Here is a 25,904-nt window from a genome sequence, read left to right on the forward strand (position 1 = left end):
GGCCGGCGCCGGGTTGCAGGAGACCGACAAGATGGATGTCCTCGCAGAGACCTATGACGTCGAGCGGATCCGGCAGGATTTCCCGATCCTCTCGACCACCGTCTACGGCAAGCCGCTGGTCTACCTCGACAACGGCGCCTCGGCCCAGAAGCCGAAGCAGGTGCTCGACCGGATCATGCGGGCCTATACGGAAGAGTATTCCAACGTCCACCGCGGGCTGCACTACCTCTCGAACGCCGCGACGGACGCCTATGAAAAGTCGCGCGAGACCGTGCGCCGCTTTCTCAACGCCAGCAGCATCGACGAGATCATCTTCACCCGCTCCTCGACCGAGGCGATCAACCTCGTCGCGGCGAGCTACGGCGGCTCGGTGATCGGGGAGGGCGACGAGATCATCCTCTCGATCCTTGAGCACCATTCGAACATCGTGCCGTGGGATTTCCACCGCAAGCACAAGGGCGCGGTGATCAAGTGGGCGCCGATCGCCGAGGACGGCACCTTCCTGCTCGACGAATTCGAGAAGCTGATCACGCCGAAGACCAAGGTCGTCGCGATCACGCACATGTCGAACGTGACGGGCACCGTCGTCCCCGTGAAGGACGTCATCCGCATCGCGCACGCCCACGGCGTCAAGGTGCTGGTCGACGGCAGTCAGGGCGCCGTGCACCTCCCCGTCGACGTGCGCGACCTCGACGCCGATTTCTACGTCTTCACCGGCCACAAGGTGTACGGCCCGACGGGCATCGGCGTGCTCTACGGCAAGGCGGCGCTGCTCGCCGATATGCCGCCCTACATGGGCGGCGGTGAGATGATCCGCGACGTCACCGAGGACTACGTCTCCTACAACGAGCCGCCGCACCGCTTCGAGGCCGGCACGCCGCCGATCGTCCAGGCGATCGGGCTCGGCGCCGCGCTCGAGTATATGGAACAGGTCGGCCGCCGCGCGATTCTCGCCCACGAGGAAGGCCTGCGGGATTACGCCCACGAGCGCCTGTCGGCGATCAACGCGATCCGCATCTTCGGCACCACGCCGGAGAAGGGCGCCATCGTCGCCTTCAGCATGGAGGGTGCCCATGCGCACGACGTGGCGACCGTGATCGACCGCGCCGGCGTCGCGGTGCGCGCCGGCACCCACTGCGCCCAGCCGCTGCTCGCCCGCTACGGGGTCACCTCGACCTGCCGGGCGTCCTTCGGGATGTACAACATGCGCGCCGAAATCGACGTTCTGGCGGAAGCGCTGGAAAAGGCCCGGAGGATGTTCGCATGACGACGACCGACGAGACCAAGGCGCCGGAGACCGGCGCCGTGCCGGCGGCTTCGGCGATCCCGCCCGAGGAAATCGAGCGGCTGACCGACGACATCATCGCGGCGCTGAAGACCGTCTATGATCCGGAGATTCCGGCCGACATCTACGAGCTCGGCCTGATCTACCGCATCGACATCGAGGACGACCGCACCGTCGAGATCGACATGACGCTGACCGCACCGGGCTGCCCGGTCGCTGGCGAGATGCCGGGCTGGGTCGAGAACGCCGTCGGCGCCGTCGCCGGGGTCGGTGACGTCAAGGTGCGCATGGTGTTCGACCCGCCGTGGACGCAGGACCGGATGTCGGAAGAAGCGCAGGTCGCGCTCAACATGTACTGAGGATCTGCAATGGCTCCCCGCGTCACCGGCCTGCTCGAAACCTGCCTCTACGTTGCCGACCTCGGCATCGCCCGGCAGTTCTACGAGACGGTGCTGGGACTCGGCGTCATGATGGGCGACTACCGCTTCCTCGCGTTCGACCTCGGGCCCGGCAGCGTGCTGCTGCTGTTCATCGCCGGCGACACGACCGAGCCGGTCGAACTGCCGGGCGGCATCATCCCGCCGCACGACGGCCGCGGCCCGACCCACATCGCCTTCGCCGTGCCGGCGGGCAGTCTCGCCGACTGGCGCAGCCGCCTGGCGGACAACGACATTGCCATCGAATCGGAAGTGAGCTGGCCGAACGGCGGCCAGAGCCTCTACCTCCGCGACCCCGATCGCCATCTGGTCGAACTCGCGACGCCGGGCGTCTGGCCGAATTACTGAGCCGCAGGGCAGGGATCGCCACGGCGGTCTTGGGCGTAACGCCCGTCGATGCTATCTAAGGGATACGACGGATCGCATCCGGCCTTGAACCGGATCGGGATTTGCGAAGGATCAGACGATGGGTATCAGAGCCAAGCTCAATGTCATGTCACTCAGCGAGCGCGCCGCGGAGCGGGTGCGCGAGATCGTCGAGGATGCCGACGACGCGGTGCTCGGCATCCGCATCGGCGTGAAGAACGGCGGCTGCGCCGGCATGGCCTACACCATGGACTACGTCACCGAGGCCCGCGCCGGCGACGAGCGCGTCGAGGACAAGGGCGCCACCGTGTTCGTCGATCCGAAGGCGGTGCTGTTCCTGCTCGGCACCGAGATGGATTTCGAGACGACGGCGCTGAAATCCGGCTTCGTCTTCAAGAACCCGAACCAGGTGTCGGCCTGTGGCTGCGGCGAGTCCGTCAGCCTGAAGCCCGCCGAACACGCCTGACGATCGCCGGAACGATGCGCGTCTTCGAACGGCTGAAGGCTGCGGCCGGCGACGACTGGCGTAGCTATACCGAACACCGTTTCGTCGCCGGCCTCGGCGACGGTACGCTGCCCGCCGCGGCGTTTCGCACGTACCTCGTTCAGGACTATCTGTTCCTGATTCAGTTCGCGCGGGCCTATGCCCTCGCCGTGTTCAAGGGGCGCACCCTCGCCGACATGCGCTCGGCGCATCGCGGCGTCTCGGCGATCCTCGACGTCGAGATGGACCTGCACGTCAAGCTGTGCGCCGCCTGGGGCCTTTCGCCCGAGATGCTGGAGGCGACGCCGGAAGCCCGGGCGACCACGGCCTACACCCGCTTCGTCATCGATACCGGCCTGCGCGGCGACCTGCTCGATCTGCACGTCGCGCTGTCGCCCTGCGTGATCGGCTATGCCGAAATCGCGCGCCGGCTGGCCGCGGCGCCCGCCGGATCGGCACCTGAAAACCCCTACCGCGAGTGGATCGCCGAATATGCGGGCGACGCCTATCAGGATGTCGCGGCGTCGGCCATTGCCAAGCTCGACGACCTCGGTGCTTACTCGCTGACCGAGCGGCGCTTCGAGGGCCTCACTGCGATCTTCGCGCAGGCTTGCCGCCTCGAAGCCGATTTCTGGCAGATGGGGCTGGACGAGTCCCGCTGACGCCGAACCGGGCGGGGAGGGGTGGATGGCGGCCGGGCTCGACGACTACCTCGCCGAATTGCTCGAGCCGCTCGGCGGCGTGACGACCCGGCGCATGTTCGGCGGGATCGGCCTCTTTCACGACGGGCTGATGTTCGCGATCGTCATTCGCGACGTGCTCCACTTCAAGACCGATCCAGAGACGCGTCCGGCTTTCGAAGCCGAGGGCTGCGCGCCGTTTTCCTATGTCGCGGGCGAGCGCACGGTCGAACTCAGCTACTGGCGTGCGCCCGAGCGGCTGTTGGACGAGCCCGACGCGTTCCTCGACTGGGCGCGAACCGCCGTCGCCGTGGCGCGGCGGGCGGAGGCGACGCGGAAGGCCCCACGACGGCCGAAAAAGCCGACGGCCTGACCGGATGAGGTCAGGCCACCCGGCCCGGCGCGTTCCGGTCGAACTCGAGATCGACCTCGGTGCAGATGCGGTTGCGCCCGGTGCGCTTGGCGAGATAGAGCGCGGCGTCGGCCCGTTCGATGACCGACGCCGGCGTGTCGTGACGCCGATAGCACGAGACGCCGATCGAGATCGTGACGTTGCCGAGGTTCTCGTTGGTCGAGCGCTTGATCAGCTCCTTCGCCATCACCGCGACGCGGATCTGGTCGGCGACCGTCGCGGCTTGTTCCAGCGGCGTGCGCGGCAGAATGATCGCGAACTCCTCGCCGCCGTAGCGGCAAGCGATATCTTGGCCCTTGATGTTCTGCTTCACCGACAGGCCGACGAGACGCAGCACCTGATCGCCGGTCTGGTGGCCGTAACTGTCGTTGAACTTCTTGAAGTGGTCGATATCGGTCACGAGGAGCGAGAAGGTCTCACCCGACTCTTCCGATTGCTGGATTGAGCGCTCGATCGACTGGTCGAAATGCTTGCGATTGGCGAGCGTCGTCAGCTCGTCGGTCAGCGATTCGAAGCGGATGGCGTCGAGGCTCTCGTGCAGCTCGGCGATCTGGCGGCGGGATTCGGCGAGCTGGGCTTCGAGCTTGCGGTTCGTCGTCTCCGTCTCGCGCGTCGCGACGATCAGCGTATCGACGATGCGCCGAACCTCGCCGGAATCGGTCGCGTTGAGGGCGAGTTCGCTCGTGGCACCGTTCAGCGAGTTGCAATAGAGCGACGTGGAGGCGAGCGACGATTCCATCGCATCGACCACGCCGGTGATTTCCTTGGAGATCTTAGAGCCGACCTCGTCGATCCGGTCGCCGAGCCGATTGGGCGACAGGAACTGACCATAGATCTGATGTATTTCGTCGAGCGTGATCGATCCGCGCGTCCGGAGTATATCGTTCACAGCCTTGTTCAATGCGTGATTGAACCCGGCGCAATACGTATACCAAAGCTCGTAATGACGAGGGTAGGCCGGGATTTCATTCCGCTTCAACTGCCCGATGGCAGCCTCGCCATATACGATCGTTCTCTGGAATTCCTCGCGAGACGTCATTCTGACCATCCGTCGACGCCGCGGCCCTTCTGGCCGCTGCAAACGCATGTTGACCCGGAAACGCTGAAAGGCTGGTTAACTGAGCCTTCACCGACGTCGGTAACGGGTATGTTTCCGCGCTTGACAGAGCATTCTTAGACGACTGTTCAACTCCGGGTGCGCAGTCCGCACCGCAGCGCGCGAATAGGTTTCGTCCCGCCGATATTCCTGTCGCGCGACGCGGCCGTTCCACATTCCTCCGATTCGAGGCGGCTCGCACGCAAACGGCCGGCGCCTTGAAGGGCGCCGGCCGTTCGAAATCGCAATGCCCGACCGGATGGATCAGGAGGCCTGCTTCTCCACGCGCACCGGGCGCAGCAGGAAGGCCGGCACGTGATCGCCGAGGCCGATCACCTTGACGTCGTCCTCGAAGTCCGGACGGTGACGACGGCGCTGCTGGCCGAAGTCGTCGCGGCGGCCGGCCGGACGCTGCTCCTCGCGGCGCGGCTGGGCCGGCGGCTGCGGCGCGGCGGCCTGGGGGCGCCGGTCTTCGGGCTGCTGGCGCACCGGAGCCTCTGCCGGCGCGCGGCGCGGCGCGGCCGGCTCGGCCGCCTGGGCCCGGCGCGCAGGCGCGGGCTCGGCGGCCGGGGTACGGCGCGGCTGCGGGGCGGCCTCGGCCTTGCGCGGCTGCGGGGCGGCTTCCGGCTTCGGCGCGGCTTCCGCTGCAACCGGGGCTGCGGCGGCGGGGCGGCGTTCGCCGCGACCACCACCACGGCGGTTGCCGCCACCACCGCGGCTGCGATCACCGTCGCTGTCGCGATCGGCGCTGCCGGAGCCACGACGGCGCGAGCTCGTCGCCGGCGCGGCGGCCGCCTCTTCGGCAACCTCGGGCGCCTCGACCTCGGCCACGGCGACATCACCACCGAACCAGGTGATCGTCTCGCCGATCAGCTTCTCGATCCCGGCGATGTACTTCGTATCCGACGGCGCGACGAGGGTCATCGCCGTGCCGCTGCGCCCGGCGCGACCCGTGCGGCCGATGCGGTGGACGTAGTCTTCGGCGTGGGTCGGGACGTCGAAGTTGAAGACGTGGCTGACCTCGGGAATGTCGAGGCCGCGGGCCGCGACGTCGCTGGCCACCAGCAGCGTCAGCGTGCCCTTCCGGAAGGCATCGAGCGTCGCCATGCGCGCCCGCTGCTCCATGTCGCCATGCAGCGAGCCGACGTTGAAGCCGGACTTCTCGAGGCTACGGTAGAGCGTCGCGACGTCGCGCTTGCGATTGCAGAACACGATCGCGTTCTTGAGATCGGTGGCGCCGGCGATCAGTTCACGCAGGGCGTCGCGCTTGTCCTGCGGCTCGCGGCCGACCTTGACGAGATACTGCGTCACGGTCTTCGCGGTGGTCGCCGGGCGGGCGACCTCGATCTTGACCGGGTCGTTCAGGAAGGTGTCGGCGAGACGCTGGATCTCGGCGGGCATCGTCGCGGAGAAGAACAGCGACTGGTGCGGACGCGTGCAGAGCTTGCAGATCCGCTCGATGTCCGGAATGAAACCCATGTCCAGCATGCGGTCGGCTTCGTCGATCACCAGGATCTCGACGCCGTTCAGCAGCAGCTTGCCACGGCCGAAATGGTCGAGCAGGCGGCCCGGGGTCGCGATCAGCACATCGGCGCCGCGATCGAGCTTCTTCTCCTGCTCGTCGAAGGAGACGCCGCCGATCAGCAGGGCGACGGTCAGCCGGTGGTTGAGGCCGTACTTGACGAAGTTCTCTTCGACCTGCGCCGCGAGTTCACGCGTCGGCTCGAGGATCAGCGTGCGCGGCATGCGGGCGCGGGCGCGGCCCTGCTCGAGCAGCGTCAGCATCGGCAGGGTGAAGGACGCGGTCTTGCCGGTGCCCGTCTGCGCGACGCCGATCATGTCGCGGCGCTGCAGGACGTGCGGGATCGCGGCCGCCTGGATCGGCGTCGGAATCGTGTAGCCGGATGCCTCGACGGCGGTCAAAACCTTCGGGCTCAGTCCAAGTTCGGAAAATGTCATCGGGTCTTTCGGATTTGCGCCGGTTGCGGCGTCGGACGACGGTCTGATGTCACCGATCGCTCTCGCTGGTCCGGAGCTCGACGTGAACTTAGCGGGCCGGACGACACGGAACATAGGGATGCGCACTGTATTGTCAATCGTTTATGCCGGAAATCCGGGATTTTCCGCCGCATGGCGGACATGCGGACACACTTTCCGAGGTGTCCTGCGACCAAATACCCTGAGCCACGAAAACTTCCACACGATGAAGGACAGCGGACCATGCAATCAGCCGACCCGATCCTGATGATCCCCGGCCTCAACTGTACGGCTGCCCTCTATGCCGCCCAAACGGCGCGTCTGGGGTCGTCCGCGCCCGTCGTGATTGCCGATCATCGCCAGGACGACAACCTCGCCGCGATCGCTGCGCGGGTGCTCGCGGACGCCCCGCCGCGCTTTGCGGTGGTCGGCCTGTCGATGGGCGGCTACGTCGCCTTCGAGATCCTGCGTCAGGCACCGGAGCGTGTGGCAAAGCTCGCGCTGCTCGATACCACCGCACGCCCGGATACCGAGGAAGCCTCCGAACGGCGCCGCCGGCTGATCGCGCTGGCGGAGAAGGGGGGCTTTGCGGAGATCCCCGGGCTGCAGGTGCCGATGCTGCTCGGCCGCCGCGCCGCCGCAGATCCCGCCGCCGTCGGCCTCGTCCACAGCATGGCGCACGAGACCGGCGCCGCCGCCTTCGTCCGCCAGCAGCGGGCGATCATCGGCCGGCCGGATTCGCGGCCGCTGCTCGGCGCGATCCGCTGCCCCGTACTCGTCGTGGTCGGCGCCGAGGATCAGATCACGCCGCCGGACCTCGCCGCGGAGATGGCCGAGGCGATCCCCGAAGCCCGGAAAGTGGTCGTCGAGGACACGGGGCACCTCTCCACCATCGAGGCTCCCGACCGGCTCGCCGACCTGCTGGAAGACTTCCTGTCGAAGTGAGTTAGCCGGCTATACAACCGCATTTTCGGCCCGATTTTACACGTCTCCAGGTTGTGTTGACATGTAAAAAGCCAGCTGGCTCCGGGCGGCGCGAGCCGGCACGGTCCTCAAATACGATCGTCGGATCAGGGAGTTATTCGGGAGAGCACATGGATCTGCCGCCGGTTCGCACCGGGCGGCATCCATCGTCTCGCGAGAACGTTGCGCCCGGCCTAGAGCGCTTCCGTCGTCAGACCCTTGTAGATGATCGGCCCGGTCGGGCGGCCGGTCGGCGAGCCGGTGGCGGGCTCGAGGGTGATCTCGAACAATTGGCCCGCCGTCGGCGGCGGCAGGTCGCCGACCGCGAGGCCGGTCTGGCGGGCGCGGTCGATCAGGCCGATCGAGACCGGGCCGGTGGTGGGATCGGGCAGGGTCCAGACTTCCAGCGCCCGGCCCTCCGGCACCGGGATCTCGGCCAGCGGCAGCAGCCGCGCGCGGCCGTCGCTGCCGATCTCGACCAGCGCGCCAGGCGTCGTGGCCCCGTCGGCGACGAGCACGGCGACGAGACGGACGTCGCTCGCCGGCCGCTGTAGCAGCGTCACGCTCGCGACCGCGAGCAGGGCGCTCGCCAGCGCCCCCGCGGCGCCGACGCCGCGCCAGACCGGCAGACTGTCCCAGAGGCCGGCGAGCCAGCCGCGCGGCGCGGCCCTGGCCGGCGCGGGCCGCGGCTGCGGCGCAGCCGCCGTCGCCGCAACGATCCGCTGCCAGAGCGCATCGTCCGCCGGGAGTTCCGGCGCGGTGAGGTCGAGCTCGCCGAGCACACCGCGCCAGCGCCGGACGAGCGCCGCGAGCGCGGCATCGCGCGCCAGCACATCCTCGAAGGCGAGCGTCTCGGCCTCATTCATCTGGCCGAACAGATAGTCCGCCGCGGCGGCGTCGGGATCGTCGAACACGGTCATCCCATGCACTCCCTGAGCGACAGGAAGGCGCGCCGAATCCACGACTTGGCGGTCCCGAGCGGCACGGCGAGCCTCGCCGCGATCTCGCCGTGGCTCAGCCCGTGCGTATAGGCGAGCACGAGGCCGGCGCGCCGGCGCGGTTCCAGCCCCTCGAGGCAGCGGCGCAGGCGGCTGGTGTCGGAGAGCCGCGACACGATCGCTTCCGGGTCCGGCGCGTCGTCGGCGATCTCGCTCCCCATCGGGTCGGGCAGCAGGTCTTCGCGGCGCCCGTCGCGCAGGATGTTGAGCGCGCGATTGCGCACGATGGCGAACATCCAGGCCCGTCCATCGCCGCGGGCGGTGTCGAAGCTCGCCGCCTTGCGCCAGATCTGCACGAAGGCGTCCTGCACGGCTTCCTCGGCGAGATCGCGCCGCCGCAGGATGCGCAGCGCAATGCCGAGCATGCGCGAGGCTTCGCGGTCATAGAGCGCGCGCAGGGCGGCACGGTCTCCGCCGGCGCAGGCGAGCAGCGCATCGGCGTGGAATCGGTCGTCGTCGCTTGCGTCCGTCACCCGTCTTCTCCGGACAGTCATGAGGAATCGCCGGCAGCCTCGGCCGGGGGCGTTTTGGGAAAGTACACATTCGAGGCCGCTTCGGATGCACCTGAAAAAATTTTCGGCGCCCGCTGCATCCGTACGCCGACCTCGCGGGTATCCCCTTCGACCCCGCCAACGAGCGGGACCAATCAAAGGGAGACGAGCACCATGAAAATTCTCGCCGCCACTGCCGCCATGCTCCTCGCCGGCGCTGCCCCCGCCTTCGCCGCCAACGTCGCCGCGCTGGTGGGTGACGACACCATCGCCATCGTCGACACCGAGGCGAAGCGCGTTACCGGCTCGAATTTCGTCAGCGGCGTCGAAGGCCGCCTGCTCGGCATCGACGTGCGTCCCGCCGACGGCATGCTGTACGGCCTGTTCGAAGACGGCACCGTTGCCACCATCGACCCGATGACCGGCGCCGCCACCAAGGTGGAGACGCTGAAGATGGTGCCGACCGGCGCCGCCGCCGTCACGGTCGACTTCAACCCGGCTGCCGACGCCCTGCGCATCATGGCCTCGGACGGCGCCAACCTGCGCACCAAGATCACCGGCGGTGCCGTGACCGAAGACGGTCGCCACGCCTTCGCCGAGGGTGACATGCACGCCGGCGAGACCGCGAACATCATCGCGGGCGCCTACACCAATTCCTACGCCGGCACCGAGAGCACCGCGCTCTACAACATCGACGGCACCATCGGCGGCCTGATCCAGCAGGTTCCGCCGAACGACGGCACGCTGAAGGCGATCGGCAAGCTCGACGTCGAGCTCGGCGACACCGTCGGCTTCGACATCCAGTCGGACGGGCAGGGCGGCAACGAGGCCTGGCTGATGAGCGGCAACACGCTGTTCTCCGTCAACCTCGAGACCGGCGCTGCGACCGAAGCGGCGATGATCGAGGGCGTCGAGGGCAACGTGCGCGACATCGCGGTCCTGCCGCAGAGCTGATCCGCCACGGCCGGGCGACCGGCCACACGGGGATGGACGGGTGAAGCGCGACGCGCCGGGGGAGATCCTCCGGCGCGTTTAGCCGTTGCGAGGCTCGCAAGGTCCGTCCGTTCCTGAAACCGGGACGGCCCCGGCTGCGTAGATCACCGGGCGAAAGACATCGATCGCATGGAGACCAGCATGAAACCGATCGCCACCGATGAGACGACCCTCGCTCAGGCCCCCCGTCACGGCCGGCCCCGGGGCATCATTACGGTTGCCGTCGCGGCGCTTTCCGGCGTGCTCGCCTGCGCCACCGCACAAGCGGCGATGACGACCGACGAGATCAAGGAGACGGTCGCCGGCAAGCGCATCTACCTGCAGACGCCGCTCGGCGGCGAGTTCCCGCTGCACTACCAGACCAACGGCACGGTGGACGGTTCGGGCGAGGCGATCGGGCTCGGCCGGATGATGCGGCCGACCGATTCCGGGCGCTGGTGGGTGGAGGCCAACCAGCTCTGCCAGCAGTGGCAGACCTGGTACGACGGCAAGCAGCAGTGCTTCGTGCTCGAGCGCCGCAGCGAAACGATGCTTTACTGGAAGCGGGATGACGGGCTAGAAGGTGAGGCCCGGATCGGGGACTGACCACGTCGGTATGCTACCTGCATCTGTCGCGGCGTCGGTATCCGGGCCTGTTCGAGAGGGATCCGGAGGACGCCGCGAAGTCTCGCCGCAAGCACCATGTGCTTGACGGGAAAAGACCTGGCGCCTCTCTCCATTCCCATCGGGCGGATCGAGGACGGGGACGACCCCATCGAAGGACGGCACGTCCGGCGCTGCTTAAGAATTCCTTAAGAGGCAGCGTCACATTGTGCACGTCTCGATCGGGTGTCGTCGGATTCGAGGTTCGCTTCAGCTTGGCTTCGCGCCGCTGTGCTGGACCTTCCGGATCGGTGAGAGGCTGACAGACGCATGACGCAGTCCCAGGGCAACGCTCTGCAATCGAGCTCCGTATCGGGCCGGTTCCGTTTCTTTCACCTGGCGGCGACAGCGCTGATTGCTTCCCTTGGATTGGCGGGCTGTGCTTCCACCAGCGGCAAGATCGCGACGAAGACCGCGACCACGCAGACCGCCGCGAAGGTCGACCCGAAGCTCGGCGTCAAGGCCAGCCCCCGCGTCGTCGTCGCCGGTGCACCGATCCCCAAGGGCGGTGGCCGCGACATGGTCGGCAAACCCTACAAGGTCGCCGGCAAGCGCTACATTCCCCGGGAACAACCCGGCTATTCCGCCACCGGCCTCGCGAGCTGGTACGGCGACGCCTTCCACGGCCGCTACACGGCCAACGGCGAAATCTACGACATGAACCACCTGTCGGCCGCGCACACCACGATGCCGCTGCCGTCCTACGCCCGCGTCACCAGCGTCACCACCGGCCGTTCGGTCATCGTCCGCGTCAACGACCGCGGCCCGTTCCACGGCAACCGCGTGCTGGACCTCTCCAAGAAGGCCGCCGAGTTGCTCGGCGTGCGCCGCGCCGGTGTTGCCAAGGTCAAGATCGACTATGTCGGCCGCGCTCCGAAGGAGGGTGACGACACCGGCTATCTGATGGCCTCCTATCAGGGTCCGGCCGACGCGCTGCCGAGCAGCGCCCCGAGCACGATGTTCGCCAGCGCCCAGCCGCTGCCGGGCGTCGCGCGGAAGGCGGCCCCGGCGAAGGCGCCGGCCGCCGCGCCCGTCGTCGCCCAGCCGGCCCAGACCGTGCTGATCGCCGCCCTGCCGCCGCCGCGTCCGGCGCTGGCCGCGACCGGAGGCGACTACATCGTCGTTGCCGCCGCCGACCCGGCGGAAGCCTTCTTCGCCGCCGGCGCCGCGACCACGATGGTCGCCGCCGCGCCCGCCACGACCCTTGCGCCGACCCTCGTCGCCGCCAATGCCGACGAGCCGCTGCCGGTCATCCAGGCCTCGATGCGCGGCGCCGACGAGGCCGCCGCCATCATGGCGACGCCCGCCACCGCCTTTGACGCCGAACCCGCCGCCGCGGCGATGCCCGGCGTGATCGTGCCGCTGCCGCCGGAACTGCCCGCGCAGCGCAGCTCCTACGCCGCCGAGCGCATCGACGGTGCCTACGCCGCCGTCGACGGCTTCGACAGCGGCATGGAACTCTCCGATCTCGCCGCCCGCATGCAGCTGCGCGCCCAGCCCGCCGCCGCTGCGCCCAAGGCCGCCGGCGCGATCATCCAGCTCGGCGTCTTCGCCGAAGCCGCCAACGCCGCACGCGTCGCGGACCAGCTGGCCGCGTTCGGCCAGGTCTCCGTCGACGACGTCACCGCCGGCTCGCGTACCCTGAAGCGTGTGCGCATCGTCGCGCTCGCCGACGGCGTCAGCGTCGACACGGCGATGGCCGCCGCCGCCAGGGCCGGCGTCAGCGGCGCCAAGCTGCTGCGCTGAGACGAGGGTCGTGCCGAGTTTTTGCTGCTGCTAGCTTGGGCCCGGTGGTCTAGGCTGCGGGCTCGATAACCTCGGGGGCAGTGAACTTTTTGGTGATGGGCAGCGTCAAGACTGCGAAAAACTCGGGCGTCATTTCACCGAGAATAGATTTCAGCATGAATGTCTTGAGCAGACCGGCTCTGCTAAGCGTAGCAACCACCGTATGTCCAGCGCCTCGCAGATGCAGATGCATGGTAATGGATTGGGGAAGACGCTCGGCGTGACGCCGATCCTCCTCAAAATCAGGATCGTAAACGACGATTACGCTCGACGCTGATTGCGTTTCCTCTGCCGCGTCGGCGAACCGGCCGTCCCAGTTCTGGCGCCGTGCTTTGGCATATCGTTCGTCCCAAGGAACCCTTCGCTTATCCATGGTAGTCTGCGGGCTCGTGACGACCACCGTGGCACCGGGCGAGAGCGACGAGAAAACGCACGCACCGAAGCCGCCCATCGAAGGGCCGGTAAAGACCACCCGGTCGAAGTTTTGAAAAAAACCCGTCTCGGCAAGGGCTATCATGTGCGCTTGCAGATCCTTCGCGCGAAACCAATCTGGGTTTCTTGTCGTGATGCCGAGCAAGGACCATCCCTGTTTGCTGACAAACGCACTGGCCCAGGGCGTTTCTAGCTCGCGGGGTTTGCCGAGGTGATCGAACGTGACAACAAGGATCTTATTACCGGGGCGAAAGTGGATTATATGATTTCCAAGTTCCACGCGTGGTGCCGGCTCAATCATCGCCAGGTTGCTCCGTCCGGCCATTTTCTCGCAGTATTTTTTAGCGCCTAGAGTGAGTCAAGTCGGCTGTTCGAGCGCCTTGAAAAAAAGGGAGCTTAGCTGTGGGAATTGTTCGGTTTAGGCCCTTCGGTGATCTGTGGAACGGCGTCCGAGCAGCCCTGGTACTCGTCTTACTCATCTTGCTCGATAGTCTGAACCCCGCCGCCGCCCTCGAAACCGAGGCCGAGCGGATCCTCCTGCTCGATCTCGAAACCGGCACCTCGCTGATCGCGCGCGACACCGACGCAGCCTTTGCGCCCGGCAACTTCGCCAAGCTCGTCACCGCCGCCGTCGTGTTCGAGGCGATCGAGGCCGGTGAGCTCACTCTCGACACCCGCTTTCCCGTCACCGAACACGCCTGGCGCACCGGCGGCGCGCCCGCCCGCGTCACCACGATGTTCGCCCCGCTGAAATCGCAGCCGAGCGTCGCCGACCTGCTGCAGGGCCTCGTCGTGCAGTACGCCAACGACGCCGCGATCATTCTCGCCGAAGGCATCGCCGGCGACGAGGCCGGTTTCACGACCCGGATGAACGCGCTCGCCGGAAAGATCGGTCTGACGCACAGCCGCTTCGTCAATCCGACCGGACTGCCGCAGGATGGCGCCACCACCTCGATCGCCGACCTTGTCCGGCTCGCCGCGTGGATCCGCGACACCCATCCGGAACTCGCCGCGCTCTACGGCCAGCCCGAGTTCACGTTCAACAAGATCCGCCAGCTCAACAAGAGCACCCATCTGCGCGACCTGCCGGGCAGCGACGGCATGATGCTCGCCTTCGACGAGGCGGCCGGCTTCGGTGCGCTCGTCACCGCCGAGCGCGACGGCCGCCGCATCGTGCTGGCGATGAACGGCCTCAAGGGCGAGGAGCAGCGCCGGCGCGACATCAAGGCGCTCGTCGAGCAGGCGTTCACGGCCTATACGCCCGCCCGGCTGTTCGATGCCCGCCACAGCGTCGGCTCGGTTCGGGTCTATGGCGGCGCCGCGGCGCGTCTCGCCGTCGAGCCGGTCGAGGGGGTGAGCGCGACAATCCCGGCCGGCGACCGCTCCGGGCTTTCGGCGCGCATCGTCTACGACGGCCCGGTGATCGCACCGATCGCCGCCGGCACGCCGGTGGCCGAGCTCGAGATCCGCGACGCCGATACGGTGATCCGGCGGGTGCCGCTGGTCGCCTCGACCGACGTGCCGCTCGGCAGCCTTTCGAGCCGGGCGCGCGACGCGGTGGTCGAAAGCCTCGTCGGCTGGTGGTGACGCCGGCCGGTCTGCACTGCTAGAACGGCGGCGACCGCACCGGCAGGGGCCGGGGCAGGGCAACGGGATCGCGACGCGTGCCGAACAGCCGCCACGGGCGCTTCATCACCTTCGAGGGCGGCGACGGCGCCGGCAAGTCGACGCAGCTCCGCCGGCTCGCCGCCTGGCTGCAGGCGCGCGGCCACAGCGTGGTGGCGACGCGCGAGCCCGGCGGCTCGCCGGCGGCCGAGGCGATCCGCGGCCTGCTGCTGTCCGGCCGGGCCAAGCCGCTCGGCGCGCTCGGCGAGACCTATCTCTTCGCCGCTGCCCGGATCGACCACCTCGCCGAGACGATCGAGCCGGCGCTGGCCTCCGGTGCCATCGTGCTCTGCGACCGGTTCATCGATTCGACCCGGGTCTACCAGGGCATCGGTGGCGATCTCGACCCGGCCGTGCTCGCCGCGATCGAGGCGGCGACGATCGCCGGCCGGCTGCCCGACCTCACCCTCGTACTCGACCTCGCCGCCGAGCGCGGGCAACAGCGCGCCCGCGCGCGCAGCGACACACCCGACCGCTTCGAGAGCGCCGACCTGCCGCTGCTCGAAGCCCGGCGCCAGGGGTTTCTCGCCATTGCCGCGGCCGAACCGGCGCGCTGCACCGTGATCGACGCCGATCGCGACGCCGATGCCGTGTTCGCCGACGTCGCAAGCCGCGTCGCCGAGCTGCTCGGTTTGCCGGAGGGCCTCGGCGATGGCTGAGATCGGGGTCGAAGCCGATGCGCTCGACGGTCTGCCGCTGCCGCGCGAGCAGACGCATCTCTTCGGCCACACCGCCGCCGCGCGCGAACTGCACGAGGCCTACGCCGGCGGGCGCATGCACCATGCCTGGCTGCTCACCGGGCCGAAGGGCGTCGGCAAGGCGACGCTCGCCTTCCGCTTCGCCCGCTTCGCGCTCAGCCATGCCGACCCGGCGCGCACGCCGGCGGCGGGCACGGTGCCGCTCGAACCCGTCGATCCGCGCATTGCCGGCCAGGTGGCGCACGGGGCGCATCCGAACGTGCTGCATCTCGCCCGGCCGCTCGCCGACGACGGCAAGCGCTTCAAGACCCAGCTCACCGTCGACGAGGTACGCCGCACCGTTGGCTTCTTCGGCAACACCGCCGGCGGCAGCGGCTTTCGCATCGCCATCGTCGACACCGCCGACGACATGAACGCCAGCGCCGCCAACGCGCTGCTGAAGATGCTGGAGGAGCCGCCGGCCCGGGCGATGTTCTTCGTGCTCTCGAATGCCCCCGGCCGGCTGCTGCCGACGATCCGCTCGCGCTGCCGGCGGCTGGCCCTCGGGCCGCTCGATGCCCCCGCGATGGACGCGGCCCTCGCGGGTCTCGGGCTCGACGTGCCGGCGGCCGAACGCGACACGCTGTTCCGCCTTGCCGAAGGCAGCCCGCGCCGCGCCGCCGAGTGCCTCGAGGGCGACGCGCTGGCGCTCGCCGCCGCCTTCGACACGCTCACCCGCGATTTTCCGAAGCTCGACCGCCGCGCGCTGCACCGCTTCGCCGACATGGCCGCCGGCCGCAAGGGCAGCGATGCGCTGGGCATGGTCGGCGAATTCGCGCGGGCCTGGCTGACGGCCACGATGCGGGCCCGGGCGGCGGGCGGGGCAGGGGCCGTGCGCCCCTGTGCCGATGCCTGGCGCGAGGTCGATCGCATCCTCGCCGAAACCGAGGGACTGAACCTCGACCGCAAGCAGGCGGTGCTCGACATCGTCCAGTGCCTTGCCCAATGCCTTGCCCAATGCCTTGCGAAGACGGCCGCGGGTTAGTATCGAGGGCGCTTGCGGGCCGGAGCCCGCCGGGAAGGCACCTCACCCCATGAAGCCGACGTTCTATCTCACGACCGCGATCTCCTACCCCAACGGGTCTCCGCACATCGGCCACGCCTACGAGGCGATGGCGACGGATGCGATCGCGCGCTTCATGCGGCTCGACGGCTACGACGTGCATTTCCTGACCGGCACCGACGAGCACGGCATCAAGATGCTGCAGACCGCCCGGCGCGAGGGGCTGACCCCGGCCGAGCTCGCCGACCGCAACGCGCCGCTGTTCAAGGACATGGTCGCGCTGCTCGGCTGCTCGAACGACGACTTCATCCGCACCAGCGAGCCGCGCCACCATGCGGCGAGCAAGGCGATCTGGGAGCGGATGCAGGCGAACGGCGACATCTACCTCGACAGCTATGCCGGCTGGTACTCGGTGCGCGACGAGGCGTTCTACGGCGAGGACGAGACCATCGTCCGCGACGGCGTGCGCTATGGCGCGCAAGGCACGCCCGTCGAGTGGGTCGAGGAGAAGAGCTACTTTTTCCGCCTCTCGGCCTACCAGGAGCGGCTGCTGGCGCTCTACGAGCAGCATCCAGAGTTCATCGGTCCGGCGGAGCGGCGCAACGAGGTGGTGAGCTTCGTCAAGGGCGGCCTGAAGGACCTCTCGATCTCGCGCACCACCTTCGACTGGGGCATCCCGGTGCCGGGCGACCCGGAGCACGTGATGTACGTCTGGGTCGACGCGCTGACCAACTACATCACCGGCGCCGGCTATCCCGACGTCGAGGGCGAGAGCTTCAAGCGCTGGTGGCCGGCCGACCTGCACGTCATCGGCAAGGACATCGTCCGCTTCCACACCGTCTACTGGCCGGCGTTTTTGATGTCGGCCGGCCTGCCGCTGCCGAAGCGCGTGTTCGCGCACGGCTTCCTGTTCAACCGCGGCGAGAAGATGTCGAAGTCGGTCGGCAACGTGATCGGGCCGAAGGACCTCGTCGACGCCTACGGCCGCGACCAGGTGCGCTACTTCTTCCTGCGCGAGGTGCCGTTCGGCCAGGACGGCAACTACAGCCACGAGGCGATCGTCACCCGCATCAACGCCGACCTCGCCAACGACCTCGGCAACCTCGCGCAGCGCTCGCTGTCGATGATCGCGAAGAACCTCGACGGCACGCTGCCGGCCCCGGGTCCGTTCTCCGACGAAGACGCGGCGATGCTCGCCCGCGCCGACGCCATGCTTCCCGCCTGCCGCGAGGCGATGGCGATGCAGCAGGTGCATCAGGCGCTCAACGTCGTCTGGGCCGTCGTCGCCGACGCCAACCGCTATTTCGCAGGCCAGGCGCCGTGGGCGCTGCGCAAGACCGACCCGGCGCGGATGGAGACGGTGCTCTACGTCACCGCCGAGATCGTCCGCCAGGTCGCGATCCTCGCCCAGCCGGTGATGCCGGAGTCGGCCGGTCGCCTGCTCGACCTGCTCGCCGTGCCGGCGGACGCCCGTGACTTCACGGTGCTCGGCCCGGCCGGGCGGCTGCCCGGGGGGGTCGCGCTGCCGGCGCCGCAGGGCGTGTTCCCGCGGTACGTGGAGACGGACGAGGCGAAGGCGGCGGGGTGAAGGGGGAGGGACAGGGAGGGGGAAGGCCCCAAGGCAAGATCCCGCCTCCCTCCTCATCGCTCGACAGCCGTCCCGCCGGCAGCTATGTCAAAAGCTGATATCCGCGCCAATTGCATGACGGACCTGCCGTGCCCCCCATTCTGGTCGATAGCCACTGCCATCTCGATTTCCCCGACTTCGCCGAAGATCTCGACGGCATCGTCGCCCGTGCGCGAGACGCCGGGCTTGCCCGCATGGTCACGATCTCGACCAGGATCAAGCGGTTGCAGACGCTTCTCGCCATCACGGATACCTATCAGGACGTGTTCTGCTCGGTCGGGACACATCCTCACAATGCACATGAAGAGCTTGATGTAACCGTTGATGATATCGTTGGATTGAGCGCTCATCCCAAGGTCGTGGCGATCGGCGAGGCGGGCCTCGACTACTTCTACGACAGCGCACCGCGCGCCGCTCAGGCGGAGGGGCTGCGCAATCATATCGCCGCCGCGCGCATCACCGGCCTGCCGCTGGTCATCCATTCCCGCGACGCCGACGACGACATGATCGCCATCCTCATCGAGGAGATGGCCGCAGGTGCCTTCCCGGCGGTGCTGCACTGCTTTTCATCCGGGCGCCGGCTCGCCGAGGCGGGCATCGCGCTCGGGCTCTACGTCTCCTTCTCCGGCATCCTGACCTTCAAGCGCTCAGAGGAGCTGCGCGCGATCGCGGCCGACCTGCCGGCCGACCGGCTGCTGGTCGAGACCGACGCGCCCTACCTTGCGCCGCAGGCCTATCGCGGCAAGCGCAACGAGCCGGCCTATGTCGTGAAGACCGCCGAGACGCTCGCGGCGGCGCGCGGCACCGACCTCGCCACCATCGCGGCCGAGACGACGGACAACTTCTTCCGGCTGTTCGCCAAGGTGCCGAGGCCCTGAGCGGCATGGCCCGGCATCGCTTCACCATCCTCGGCTGCGGCTCCTCGCCCGGCGTGCCCCGCATCGGCAACGACTGGGGCGCCTGCGACCCCAATGAGCCGAAGAACCGCCGCCGCCGCGCCTCGCTGCTGATCGAGCGCTTTGCGGACAATGGCGACAAGACTGTCGTCGTCATCGACACCGGTCCGGACTTCCGCGAGCAGATGCTGGACGCCGGCATCGGCTGGGCCGATGGCGTCGTCTACACCCACGCCCATGCCGACCACATCCACGGCATCGACGACCTGCGCGCCTTCGTGCTCAACCGCCGCCGCCGGGTGCCGGTCTACATGGACGCGGTGACGTCGGTGCGGCTGCGCGAAGCCTTCGGCTACTGTTTCGAAACGCCGGCGGGTTCGAGCTATCCGCCCATCGTGACCGAGACGCGGATCCGGGCAGGGGAGGCGTTCGAGGTCAACGGGCCCGGCGGTTCGATCCGGTTGCTGCCGTTCCGCCAGATCCACGGCGACATCGACTCGCTCGGCTTCCGCATCGGCGATTTCGCCTATTCGAGCGACGTCTCGGCGCTGCCGGACGAAGCGCTGCCGCATCTCGAGGGCCTGAAGGTCTGGATCGTCGACGCCCTCCGGCCCGCCCCGCACCCCAGCCACCTGTCGCTATCAGAATCAATGGCTTACATAGCTAATATTAAACCTGAACATGCGATCCTGACGCATATGCATATCGACCTCGACTACGTTGAAACGAAAGCGAAATTGCCGCCTCACATTGAACCCGCGTACGACGGTTTGACGGTTGATCTTAATGTGATGGATTAGAATATGATGCAGCTGGTTCAAATTGCTGGTTAACTTATTGATCGGGAAACGCTTACGCCGTTGATCGACGCCGCCAGGCCAGTGCTGGATCGATCGGCCGGCTGCGCGACCGTCGATGAAGCCGCCCTCGGGCCGCGGTGAAATCTCATTCCGCTCGTCGCCGATCGGCGGGCACGCCCTTGACGTCAGGGTGCCGTTTGCCGATACGTCATGCCATGACGACGCAGCAGCGCTCCGGCGCCTTCGCCATGTTCGGTTGGATTATTTGCGGCTAGCAGCAAGCGCTGGCCCGGCCGATCGCGTCTGACCTCTTCGATCAGACCGGATGCGGATCACCCGGCCAGCGCGGGCGGGGACCCCATGACGCTCAGGCTCTTCAATACGCTGACGAAGGCGAAGGACGTCTTCACGCCGATCGACCCTGCCAACGTGCGCATGTACGTCTGCGGGCCGACGGTCTACGACTTCGCCCATATCGGCAATGCGCGGCCGATGATCGTGTTCGACGTGCTTTTCCGGCTGCTGCGCCACCGCTTCGGCACGGCGCACGTCACCTATGTGCGGAACATCACCGACGTCGACGACAAGATCAACGCTCGCGCCGCGCTGGAGCATCCCGGGCTGCCGCTGAACGAGGCGATCCGCGCGGTGACCTCGCTCACCGAGGCGCAGTTCCGTACCGACGTCGCCGAGCTCGGCTGCCTCGAGCCGACCGTGCAGCCGCGCGCCACCGAGCACATCGCCGAGATGATCGCGATGATCGAGCGGCTGGTCGCGGCCGGCCACGCCTATGCCGCCGAGGGCCACGTGCTGTTCGACGTGCCCTCGATGCCGGACTACGGCAAGCTCGCCCGCCGCTCGCTCGACGACATGCTCGCCGGCGCCCGCGTCGACGTCGCGCCCTACAAGCAGGACGCGATGGACTTCGTGCTGTGGAAGCCGTCGAAGCCCGGCGAGCCGGCGTGGGAGAGCCCCTGGGGGCCGGGACGGCCGGGCTGGCACATCGAGTGCTCGGCGATGTCGTGGAAGCACCTCGGCGAGACCTTCGACATCCACGGCGGCGGTATCGACCTCGTGTTCCCGCATCACGAGAACGAGCTCGCGCAGTCGACCTGCGCCTTCGGCCACGGCGTGATGGCCAACGTCTGGATGCACAACGGCTTCCTTCAGGTGGAAGGCGAGAAGATGTCGAAGAGCCTCGGCAACTTCCTCACCATCCGCCAGCTGCTCGACGACTGGCCCGGCGAGGTGCTGCGCTTCAACATGCTGCGCTCGCTCTACCGCCAGCCGATCGACTTCACGGTGAAGGGGCTCGAGGAAAGCTGGCGCGTGCTCGATGACTGGTACGGCATCGCCGGCGACGTCGCGGGCGATGTTCCGGCGACCACGGTGGTCGAGGCGCTGTCCGACGACCTCAACACGCCAAAGGCGATCGCCGAGCTGCACGGCCTGAAGTCCGATCCCGCCGGCCTCGCCGGCTCGCTGCGCCTGCTCGGCCTGCTCGCCGAGCCCAAGGCAGACTGGGCGGCGCGGCGTCCGGCCTCGACGGTGGATCAGGACCACGTCGCCGCGCTGGTCGCGGAGCGCATCGCCGCGCGCAAGGCAAAGGACTTCGCCGCGTCCGACCGGCTGCGCGATGAACTCGTCGCCCTCGGCGTCGTGCTGATGGACGGCAAGGACCCGGCGACCGGCGAACTGATCACCACCTGGGAACTGAAGCGATGAGCGACGAGGGCGCCGACAAGCCCGGCCGGCGCTCGGCGCCGAAGCCGGGCTTGCGCTCGCGCGGCATGCTCGGCGCGCCGGCGGTGACGACCGTGCGGCCGGGTGAAACCGCAGGGCAGGGCGCCGACCGCCCCGCGCCGCGGGCCAAGGGCTCGGTCGCCCCGTCGCCGACGGTGGCCCCCCTGGTGCCGGACCGGCGCGGCGGCGAGGGCTGACCGGGCAGGGCGAATCTGACCGGCGACAACGACCGGAAACGGCGAGGCAGGAGGGCGTCATGAGCAACGCGGGCGAGTTGGGCGAGAGCCGGTCGGGCGGCTGCCAGTGCGGCGCCGTGCGTTTCCGCATCGAGGGTCCGCTTGGCAAGGCGTCGATCTGCCATTGCCGCATGTGCCAGAAGGCGTTCGGCGCCTTCTATGCCCCGCTCGTCAGCGTGGCGAACGGCAGCGTGACGTGGACGCGCGGCGCTCCGGCGCACTACCAGAGCTCCAACCTGGTCCGGCGCGGCTTCTGCGCCGCCTGCGGCACGCCGCTCACCTACGAGGCGCCGGACGGCATCGCGCTGGCGATCGGCGCCTTCGACGATCCCTCAGACATCCGACCGGAAATCCAGTTCGGCGTCGAAGGCCGCATCGCCTTCGTCTGCGAGCTCGACGAGCTGCCCGAGCGGCGCACCGAGGACGATCTGGTCGCGGCGGCGTTCCTCGCCGACATCGTCTCCAACCAGCACCCCGACCACGATACCGAAATCTGGGGCCGGCCGAACGACCCGCCGGACGAGGCGGCAACACCGTTCAGCGCCGACCAGCTCGAAACCCGGGAGAACGACGCATGACCGAAGCCCGCCGCCGGCTCTATCCGCCGATCGAACCCTACGCTTCCGGCCACCTCGACGTCGGCGACGGCCATAGCGTCTATTGGGAAATCTGCGGCAACCCGGAGGGCAAGCCGGCGGTGTTCCTGCACGGCGGCCCGGGCGGCGGCTGCAATTCGGCGCAGCGCCGGCTGTTCGATCCGGCCCGCTACAAGGTGCTGCTGTTCGACCAGCGCGGCTGCGGCCGCTCGCGCCCGCACGCCGAACTCGAGGCGAACACCACCTGGCACCTCGTCGACGACATCGAGCGGCTGCGCGCCGTCATGGGCGTCGAGAGCTGGCTGGTGTTCGGCGGCTCGTGGGGCTCGACGCTGGCGCTGGCCTACGCCGAGAAGCACCCCGAGCGCGTCACCGAACTCGTGCTGCGCGGCATCTTCACGCTGCGGAAATCGGAGCTCGACTGGTACTACCAGAAGGGCGCCTCGCTGATCTTCCCGGACAAGTGGGAGCGCTTCCTCGCGCCGATCCCGGAGGAGGAGCGCGGCGACCTGATCGGTGCCTTCCGCAAGCGGCTCACCTCGCCCGACCGCGCCGTGCGCCTCGAGGCCGCCAAGGCCTGGAGCGTCTGGGAGGGCGAGACGATCACGCTGCTCCCCGACGCCGGCATGTCGACGAGCTTCGCCGCCGACGACTTCGCCGTCGCCTTCGCCCGCATCGAGAACCATTTCTTCATCCACGAGGGCTGGATGGAAGAGGGCCAGCTGATCGCCAACGCCGGCAGGCTCCGCGGCATTCCGGGTGTCATCGTGCAGGGCCGCTATGATATGGCGACCCCGGTGAAGACCGCCTGGGATCTGTCGAAGGCCTGGCCGGAGGCGGACCTCGTCATCGTCAGCGATGCGGGCCATGCCTTCTCCGAGCCGGGCATCCTGCACCACCTCATCGAGGCGACCGACCGCTTCGCCGGCTGAGCCGGCCCGAGAGCCAAGAAGAAGACCATGACCCGGGACCGCCTCTATCTCTACGACACCACGCTGCGCGACGGCGCGCAGACCCGCGGCGTCGATTTCAGCCTCGAGGACAAGATCCTCGTCGCGCGGCTGCTCGACGACCTCGGCGTCGATTACATCGAGGGGGGCTATCCCGGCGCCAACCCGATGGACGATGCCTTCTTCGCCGCGCCGCGGACGCAGCGGGCGACGTTCTCGGCCTTCGGGATGACCAAGCGCGCCGGTGTCTCGGTGTCGAACGACCCCGGCATCGCGACGCTGCTCTCCAACGCCGCCACCGCGGTCTGCTACGTCGCAAAAGCCTGGGACTATCATGTCGACGTCGCGCTGAAGACGACGCTCGAGGAGAACCTCGAGGGCATCCGCCTCTCCGTCGAGGCGGCCGTCGCCGCCGGCAAGGAGGCGATGGTCGACTGCGAGCATTTCTTCGACGGCTGGAAGGCGAACCGCGACTATGCACTCGCCTGCGCCCGCACCGCGCACGCGGCCGGCGCACGCTGGGTGGTGCTCTGCGACACCAACGGCGGCACGCTGCCCGACGAGATCGAGCGCATCGTCGCCGACGTCGCGACCGTCGTCCCCGGCGACCGGCTCGGCATCCACGCCCATGACGACACCGGCCAGGCGGTGGCGAATTCGCTCGCCGCCGTCCGCGCCGGCGTGCGCCAGATCCAGGGCACGCTGAACGGCATCGGCGAGCGCTGCGGCAACGCCAACCTGACGACGCTGATCCCGACCCTCGCCCTGAAGCCGGGCTACGCCGACCGTTTCGAGACCGGCATCGACGCCGTGGCGCTCGCCGGCCTGACGGCGACGTCGCGCGCATTCGACGAGATCCTCAACCGGGCGCCGGATGCCCACGCGCCTTATGTCGGCGCCTCGGCGTTCGCGACCAAGGCCGGCATCCACGCCTCCGCGATCCTGAAGGACCCGAAGACCTACGAGCACGTGACGCCCGAAAGCGTCGGCAACCGCCGCCGGGTGCTGGTCTCCGACCAGGCCGGCAAGTCGAACCTCGTCGCCGAACTCGCCCGCCTCGGCATCGCCGTCGACAAGGCCGACCCGAAGCTCGACACGCTCTTGGCGCGGGTCAAGGAGCGCGAGGCGCGCGGCTTTGCCTACGAGGCGGCGGATGCGTCGTTCGAGCTGCTCGCCCGGCGGACACTGTCGAGCGTGCCCGACTACTTCGACGTCACCAGCTACCGCGTGATGGTCGAGCGCCGCTTCAACGCCATCGGCGATCTCGTCACCGTCTCGGAAGCCGTGGTGAAGGTGTCGATCGACGGCGAGGTCCGCATGTCGGTCGCCGAAGGCAACGGCCCTATAAACGCGCTCGACCAGGCTCTGCGCAAGGACATCGGCAAATACCAGGCCGAGATCGAGAGCCTCGTGCTCGTCGACTACAAGGTGCGCATCCTCGACGGCGGCACCGGCGCCGTGACGCGCGTGCTGATAGAGAGCCTCGACACCCGCACCAACCGGCGCTGGATGACGATCGGCGTCTCGGAAAACATCGTCGACGCCTCGTTCCAGGCGCTGATCGATTCGATCACCTACAAGCTGGTCAAAAACGGCGCGGCGGGGCGTTGAAGGACCGATTCCCGGGCAGGGGGCCTTCCCTGCCCGTGGCTTCACATCCGTTCGAGCGAAGCCTTGTCACCCTCGAGCTCGGTCTCGGAGCGGCCGGCGACGGCTTCGAGGATCATCGGCACGATGCTGTCCGCCTCGGGCGCGACGAGGTAGCGCAGCTCGTAGCCGGGGCGGATGAACTGCTCGTGCGACATGTGCGCGAGCAGGTCGGTCAGCCGCGACCAGAAGCCGTTGACGTCGGCGAGCACGATCGGCTTGGCATGCCGGCCGAGCTGCGCCCAGGTCATCTGCTCGACGACCTCCTCCAGCGTGCCGACGCCGCCCGGGAGCGCGACGAAGGCGTCGGACTGCTCGAACATCAGCCGCTTGCGCGTGTGCATGTCCTCGACGATGACGAGATCGACGTCGCCTTCGAGCATCATCTCGCGGCGGACGAGGAATTCTGGAATGATTCCGGTGACTTCGCCGCCGGCTTCCAGCACGGCGCGGGCAACGGTGCCCATCAGCCCGATCGATCCGCCACCGTAGACGAGGCGGATGCCGGCGCGTGCCATGGCGATGCCCAGCGTTTCCGCTGCGGCCGTATAGGCGGGATTGCGACCGTCACTGGAGCCGCAGAAGACACAGATGCTCTGAACCGTAGCCATGTCCGGTTTCTGGCACTGCAGCATCAAGGCGTCAAGTCGCCGGCAACGGCCCGCGCAATGGTTGCGCCGCGCTGCGCGAAACGATGGTTTTCGGCACGAATAACAATGGGAAAGACCGTTTGCAGCGCACAGGCGCGGCTTGCTGCCGGGCGCGCCACGGTATAATCATGAATTGCGCTTACGAATGAAGAAGCAACGCGGCTGGGAACGTCCGTTCCTCCATGACGCTACAGGCGATCTTCTACAGGGCGCGTTTCCCGATCGGCGTCGATGAAACGCTTGGGGCGGACGGTCCTCGGGGCCGACCCGGGGGCCCGACCGGGGCGACCGATGGGGACTGAGTGCAGGGCTT

At 68.3% G+C, this 25,904-nt stretch carries 27 protein-coding genes; 21 read left to right on the forward strand and 6 right to left on the reverse strand.

Going from position 1 to position 25,904, the window contains the following annotated elements; translation table 11 throughout:
• Positions 1 to 31: 31 nt before the first annotated feature.
• The 6 genes from I5731_RS15135 (at position 32) to I5731_RS15160 (ending at position 3,625) form a co-directional block, all read left to right on the forward strand.
• On the forward strand, positions 32 to 1,267 hold the full coding sequence (locus tag I5731_RS15135; RefSeq protein WP_197312249.1) for a cysteine desulfurase: 1,236 nt from the start codon (positions 32 to 34) through the stop codon (positions 1,265 to 1,267).
• Positions 1,264 to 1,644 (forward strand): SUF system Fe-S cluster assembly protein, encoded by a 381-nt coding sequence (locus I5731_RS15140; protein ID WP_197312250.1) that lies wholly within the window; start codon positions 1,264 to 1,266, stop codon positions 1,642 to 1,644. Before I5731_RS15135 ends, I5731_RS15140 begins: the two co-directional genes overlap by 4 nt.
• A gap of 9 nt (positions 1,645 to 1,653) precedes the next feature.
• Positions 1,654 to 2,070, forward strand: a complete 417-nt coding sequence (locus I5731_RS15145; RefSeq protein WP_197312251.1) for a VOC family protein — start codon at positions 1,654 to 1,656, stop codon at positions 2,068 to 2,070.
• A gap of 118 nt (positions 2,071 to 2,188) precedes the next feature.
• Positions 2,189 to 2,554 carry a Fe-S cluster assembly scaffold SufA gene (gene sufA / locus I5731_RS15150; RefSeq protein ID WP_197312252.1) on the forward strand — a complete coding sequence of 122 codons (366 nt, stop codon included), beginning with the start codon at positions 2,189 to 2,191 and terminating at the stop codon, positions 2,552 to 2,554.
• A gap of 14 nt (positions 2,555 to 2,568) precedes the next feature.
• The gene (gene tenA, locus I5731_RS15155) at positions 2,569 to 3,234 is read left to right on the forward strand and encodes a thiaminase II (RefSeq protein ID WP_197312253.1); all 666 of its coding nucleotides are present in this window, start codon (positions 2,569 to 2,571) and stop codon (positions 3,232 to 3,234) included.
• 25 nt (positions 3,235 to 3,259) lie between these two features.
• Positions 3,260 to 3,625, forward strand: coding sequence for a TfoX/Sxy family protein (locus I5731_RS15160; RefSeq protein ID WP_197312254.1), 366 nt, complete (start codon positions 3,260 to 3,262; stop codon positions 3,623 to 3,625).
• A 10-nt stretch (positions 3,626 to 3,635) separates the two neighbouring features.
• Here I5731_RS15160 and I5731_RS15165 read toward each other — a convergent pair whose 3' ends face one another.
• Positions 3,636 to 4,703 (reverse strand): GGDEF domain-containing protein, encoded by a 1,068-nt coding sequence (locus I5731_RS15165; RefSeq protein WP_407941846.1) that lies wholly within the window; start codon positions 4,701 to 4,703, stop codon positions 3,636 to 3,638.
• Positions 4,704 to 5,024: 321 nt separating this feature from the next.
• A complete protein-coding gene (locus I5731_RS15170; protein WP_197312256.1) occupies positions 5,025 to 6,719 on the reverse strand; it encodes a DEAD/DEAH box helicase in 1,695 nt (564 codons plus the stop codon).
• Positions 6,720 to 6,980: 261 nt separating this feature from the next.
• On the opposite strand from I5731_RS15170, the gene I5731_RS15175 reads away from it, so the two are divergent.
• Entirely contained in the window at positions 6,981 to 7,682 is a 702-nt protein-coding gene (locus I5731_RS15175; protein WP_197312257.1) for an alpha/beta fold hydrolase, read from the forward strand.
• A 212-nt stretch (positions 7,683 to 7,894) separates the two neighbouring features.
• Here I5731_RS15175 and I5731_RS15180 read toward each other — a convergent pair whose 3' ends face one another.
• Together I5731_RS15180 and I5731_RS15185 are read right to left on the reverse strand one after the other, a co-directional pair.
• Positions 7,895 to 8,620, reverse strand: a complete 726-nt coding sequence (locus I5731_RS15180; RefSeq protein WP_197312258.1) for an anti-sigma factor — start codon at positions 8,618 to 8,620, stop codon at positions 7,895 to 7,897.
• Positions 8,617 to 9,192, reverse strand: a complete 576-nt coding sequence (locus I5731_RS15185; RefSeq protein ID WP_197312259.1) for a sigma-70 family RNA polymerase sigma factor — start codon at positions 9,190 to 9,192, stop codon at positions 8,617 to 8,619. The genes I5731_RS15180 and I5731_RS15185 overlap by 4 nt, the downstream gene beginning before the upstream one ends.
• A 171-nt stretch (positions 9,193 to 9,363) precedes the next feature.
• Between I5731_RS15185 and I5731_RS15190 the strand changes: the two genes are divergently transcribed.
• The 3 genes from I5731_RS15190 (at position 9,364) to I5731_RS15200 (ending at position 12,570) form a co-directional block, all read left to right on the forward strand.
• Positions 9,364 to 10,143, forward strand: a complete 780-nt coding sequence (locus I5731_RS15190; protein ID WP_197312260.1) for a DUF4394 domain-containing protein — start codon at positions 9,364 to 9,366, stop codon at positions 10,141 to 10,143.
• Between the two features lie 180 nt (positions 10,144 to 10,323).
• Positions 10,324 to 10,767, forward strand: coding sequence for a hypothetical protein (locus I5731_RS15195; protein ID WP_235981829.1), 444 nt, complete (start codon positions 10,324 to 10,326; stop codon positions 10,765 to 10,767).
• Between the two features lie 426 nt (positions 10,768 to 11,193).
• Positions 11,194 to 12,570 (forward strand): septal ring lytic transglycosylase RlpA family protein, encoded by a 1,377-nt coding sequence (locus I5731_RS15200; RefSeq protein WP_235981830.1) that lies wholly within the window; start codon positions 11,194 to 11,196, stop codon positions 12,568 to 12,570.
• Between the two features lie 49 nt (positions 12,571 to 12,619).
• Here the strand turns inward: I5731_RS15200 and I5731_RS15205 are convergent, their stop codons facing one another.
• Positions 12,620 to 13,342 (reverse strand): hypothetical protein, encoded by a 723-nt coding sequence (locus I5731_RS15205; RefSeq protein WP_197312262.1) that lies wholly within the window; start codon positions 13,340 to 13,342, stop codon positions 12,620 to 12,622.
• Between the two features lie 179 nt (positions 13,343 to 13,521).
• Between I5731_RS15205 and I5731_RS15210 the strand changes: the two genes are divergently transcribed.
• The 11 genes from I5731_RS15210 to cimA all read left to right on the forward strand — a co-directional run bounded on the left by I5731_RS15210 (position 13,522) and on the right by cimA (position 24,905).
• Positions 13,522 to 14,628 carry a D-alanyl-D-alanine carboxypeptidase family protein gene (locus tag I5731_RS15210; RefSeq protein ID WP_197312263.1) on the forward strand — a complete coding sequence of 369 codons (1,107 nt, stop codon included), beginning with the start codon at positions 13,522 to 13,524 and terminating at the stop codon, positions 14,626 to 14,628.
• A gap of 77 nt (positions 14,629 to 14,705) precedes the next feature.
• Entirely contained in the window at positions 14,706 to 15,365 is a 660-nt protein-coding gene (gene tmk, locus I5731_RS15215; protein ID WP_197312264.1) for a dTMP kinase, read from the forward strand.
• Positions 15,358 to 16,428 carry a DNA polymerase III subunit delta' gene (locus tag I5731_RS15220; protein WP_197312265.1) on the forward strand — a complete coding sequence of 357 codons (1,071 nt, stop codon included), beginning with the start codon at positions 15,358 to 15,360 and terminating at the stop codon, positions 16,426 to 16,428. Before tmk ends, I5731_RS15220 begins: the two co-directional genes overlap by 8 nt.
• Positions 16,429 to 16,477: 49 nt before the next feature.
• On the forward strand, positions 16,478 to 18,034 hold the full coding sequence (gene metG / locus I5731_RS15225; protein ID WP_197312266.1) for a methionine--tRNA ligase: 1,557 nt from the start codon (positions 16,478 to 16,480) through the stop codon (positions 18,032 to 18,034).
• A 137-nt stretch (positions 18,035 to 18,171) separates the two neighbouring features.
• Positions 18,172 to 18,951, forward strand: coding sequence for a TatD family hydrolase (locus I5731_RS15230; protein ID WP_197312347.1), 780 nt, complete (start codon positions 18,172 to 18,174; stop codon positions 18,949 to 18,951).
• 5 nt (positions 18,952 to 18,956) lie between these two features.
• Positions 18,957 to 19,769: an MBL fold metallo-hydrolase gene (locus I5731_RS15235; RefSeq protein WP_197312267.1), complete on the forward strand. Its 813-nt coding sequence runs from the start codon at positions 18,957 to 18,959 to the stop codon at positions 19,767 to 19,769.
• Positions 19,770 to 20,129: 360 nt separating this feature from the next.
• Positions 20,130 to 21,494: a cysteine--tRNA ligase gene (gene cysS / locus I5731_RS15240; RefSeq protein ID WP_197312268.1), complete on the forward strand. Its 1,365-nt coding sequence runs from the start codon at positions 20,130 to 20,132 to the stop codon at positions 21,492 to 21,494.
• Positions 21,491 to 21,709, forward strand: coding sequence for a hypothetical protein (locus tag I5731_RS15245; protein WP_197312269.1), 219 nt, complete (start codon positions 21,491 to 21,493; stop codon positions 21,707 to 21,709). Before cysS ends, I5731_RS15245 begins: the two co-directional genes overlap by 4 nt.
• 59 nt (positions 21,710 to 21,768) lie before the next feature.
• Positions 21,769 to 22,326, forward strand: a complete 558-nt coding sequence (locus tag I5731_RS15250; RefSeq protein ID WP_197312270.1) for a GFA family protein — start codon at positions 21,769 to 21,771, stop codon at positions 22,324 to 22,326.
• Positions 22,323 to 23,276: a prolyl aminopeptidase gene (gene pip, locus I5731_RS15255; protein ID WP_197312271.1), complete on the forward strand. Its 954-nt coding sequence runs from the start codon at positions 22,323 to 22,325 to the stop codon at positions 23,274 to 23,276. The genes I5731_RS15250 and pip overlap by 4 nt, the downstream gene beginning before the upstream one ends.
• Positions 23,277 to 23,303: 27 nt before the next feature.
• The gene (gene cimA, locus I5731_RS15260; protein WP_197312272.1) at positions 23,304 to 24,905 is read left to right on the forward strand and encodes a citramalate synthase; all 1,602 of its coding nucleotides are present in this window, start codon (positions 23,304 to 23,306) and stop codon (positions 24,903 to 24,905) included.
• A gap of 41 nt (positions 24,906 to 24,946) precedes the next feature.
• On the opposite strand, the gene I5731_RS15265 is transcribed toward cimA, so the two are convergent.
• The gene (locus I5731_RS15265) at positions 24,947 to 25,552 is read right to left on the reverse strand and encodes an LOG family protein (RefSeq protein ID WP_197312273.1); all 606 of its coding nucleotides are present in this window, start codon (positions 25,550 to 25,552) and stop codon (positions 24,947 to 24,949) included.
• Positions 25,553 to 25,904: the final 352 nt, after the last annotated feature.

The organism is Methylobrevis albus, assembly GCF_015904235.1.
Lineage (GTDB): Bacteria > Pseudomonadota > Alphaproteobacteria > Rhizobiales > Pleomorphomonadaceae > Methylobrevis_A > Methylobrevis_A albus.